The organism is Pseudoalteromonas sp. TB25 (assembly GCF_000497995.1).
GTDB lineage: Bacteria > Pseudomonadota > Gammaproteobacteria > Enterobacterales > Alteromonadaceae > Pseudoalteromonas > Pseudoalteromonas distincta.
On sequence record NZ_AUTI01000250.1, the window covers coordinates 1 to 2,253 of the forward strand.

1 protein-coding gene and 1 pseudogene (1 of these 2 only partly in view) are annotated in these 2,253 nt (G+C 40.7%); one reads left to right on the forward strand and one right to left on the reverse strand.

Annotated elements, in window-relative coordinates; all coding sequences use genetic code 11:
* Positions 1–396 precede the first annotated feature (396 nt).
* Positions 397–1,632: a TMEM143 family protein gene (locus tag L652_RS0107900; protein ID WP_024597650.1), complete on the forward strand. Its 1,236-nt coding sequence runs from the start codon at positions 397–399 to the stop codon at positions 1,630–1,632.
* 77 nt (positions 1,633–1,709) lie between these two features.
* On the opposite strand, the pseudogene L652_RS01000000123475 reads toward L652_RS0107900, so the two are convergent.
* Positions 1,710–2,253, reverse strand: a pseudogene (locus L652_RS01000000123475) (CusA/CzcA family heavy metal efflux RND transporter); its annotated part runs 1,235 nt beyond the window's last position; the annotation flags it as partial.

Consider the following 2,253-nt stretch of genomic DNA (forward strand, 5'->3'; position numbering starts at 1 on the left):
AATCGCGGCGCGAGGTTTGTAACCTAGTGGGCTCGGTAACTGCTCCTGCGTTACCCTACTGGCTTACATCCATGTAAGAATAAGTAAAAATCGAGCAAAGCTTCCGCGTCATGCTCACCCCCTTACCTACATCCATGTAGGCAACAAAGAGTTAATCGTCCCTAGATCGAGCTCAAAGGGCAGCGCATGTTTGGTATTTATGCTGCGTTATCGCCTTATTTATGTGGAATAACCACACTACATAGGCTCTGCCTTGCCTAAAAACCAAACACACAGCTGCAAATTCAACCACCAATGATCAATACGCCCTACTGCATTAACAAATTAGTAATATCCATAAGAATATTTTATTATGTGTCAATGCAGTTAAATACCTACCAAAGCAGTTAAAAACTTATGCAAAGTGCGCGTTTTATTCCCTTTAGAAAGCAAGATATTGTCGATATGTGTAGCGAAGAGCTTAAAAGCAGTACACAAAAAACATCGTTTAAACAATTTTGCGATTTACTAGCAAGCCTTATTCATTACGATTACCACGCAACACTTGAATCACTTAAAAACAACTACGCCCCTTTTGATCCCAATAGTGACACGCGATCATTAGCGCCAGTATCGGAGGATCAAAAAGCGCAGTGCCAACGAGATTTTGCTAAAGATTTTGCTAAGGTACTTAATGCAGCTAACTTTGAAGTGATCACCAATGAAGACTTACAAGATGCATTGAACGAAGAGTCACTATTTAAGGTGCGCCTTGAGGTTGAATTTGATGACTTTGAAGAAGTGGTTTTTTATCGCCGTGGCGAGTCGCAACTCACTGAAACCATAACCAGCTTTTGGGGCCTTCGTAAAAAACCGCTGCACTTTACTAATTACGACCGAGTAGCCGTGTTTATTCGCTTTAAAGACAGCGCTTATTTTGAAGCTAAAAATAAAATGCCTTTAGGGTTTGAGCCAAGTTCGACCATAGTTAAGCTGTTTCAAAATGTGCCAAAGGCCGATCTCGAAATGCTATTTCCTAATAGCGAAGTACGCATGCGCCCTATTGATAAAGCAATTATTGGCTCATCGGCTTTAATTGGCGGTGCGGTGGTACTTATAACTAAGCTTGGTGCATCAATTTTATTATTGCTTGCTCTGTTTGCTTTTTGGGGGGGCTTTAGAAGTGAAGCTGTCGAAATGACGCAACAACACTTTATTACCTTTGCTATTGGCATGGGAGTATTTGGCAGCTTTATTTTTAAAGAGTGGAGTAAGTTTAAAAACCGTAAAATTAAATTTATGAAAGCGCTTAGCGATAACCTCTACTTTAAAAACCTTGATAATAACGCCGGTGTTTTTCACACCCTTATAGACGCCGCCGAAGAAGAAGATATAAAAGAAGCGCTGCTTGCGTATACGTTTTTACTAAAATCAGAAAACGGCTTAACCGCCCAAACGCTTGATGAACAAATAGAGCATTGGTTTAAAAGCAAATACCAGTGCGATCTTGATTTTGAAATTAGCGATGCGCTTGAAAAGTTGGAGCGTATGCGCTTAGTAACGTGCACTAATGATGTGTATAGCGCAATAAATTTGGAACACGCAAAAACTATTTTGGATGAGCGCTGGGATAACTTGTTTCAATATAATTAACCTGCAAAGTTTACTTAACAACAAAAAGCAGCTGAAATTTCAGCTGCTTTTTACGTTATGTATTGAGCTTCAACTGGCTAAGCTGCTTGATGCCTATTAAACTTTGCATGCACTAATTTATAAAGTGCAGGCAATATTAATAGCGTAAGTAGAGTTGATGAAATAATACCGCCAACTACAACCGTAGCCAGTGGTCTTTGTAGCTCAGCGCCTGTACCAGTATTTAGCGCCATAGGAATAAACCCTAAGCTTGCCACTAAAGCGGTCATTAATACTGGACGCAAGCGCGAAAGTGCACCGGTTTGTATCGCATCAATTAAACTAAGTCCATCGGCTCTTAATTGTTTAATAAACGACAGCATAACCACACCGTTTAATACGGCAACACCACTTAGCGCGATAAAGCCAACGCCTGCCGATATCGATAACGGCATATCGCGTAGCAATAACGCAAGCACACCACCGGTAAGTGCAAGTGGTACGCCGCTAAATATAATTAACGAATCACGAAGTGAATTAAACGCACTGTAAAGCAGGCCAAATATAAGCAATAAAGTAACTGGCACCACCAGCGATAACCGCTTACTTGCCGATTCTAATTGCTCAAATGTACCGCCGTAT

Coding starts and splice junctions, on each gene's coding strand:
- L652_RS0107900 (WP_024597650.1), top strand. CDS start 397: ATGCAAAGTGCGCGTTTTATTCCCTTTAGAAAGCAAGATATTGTCGAT.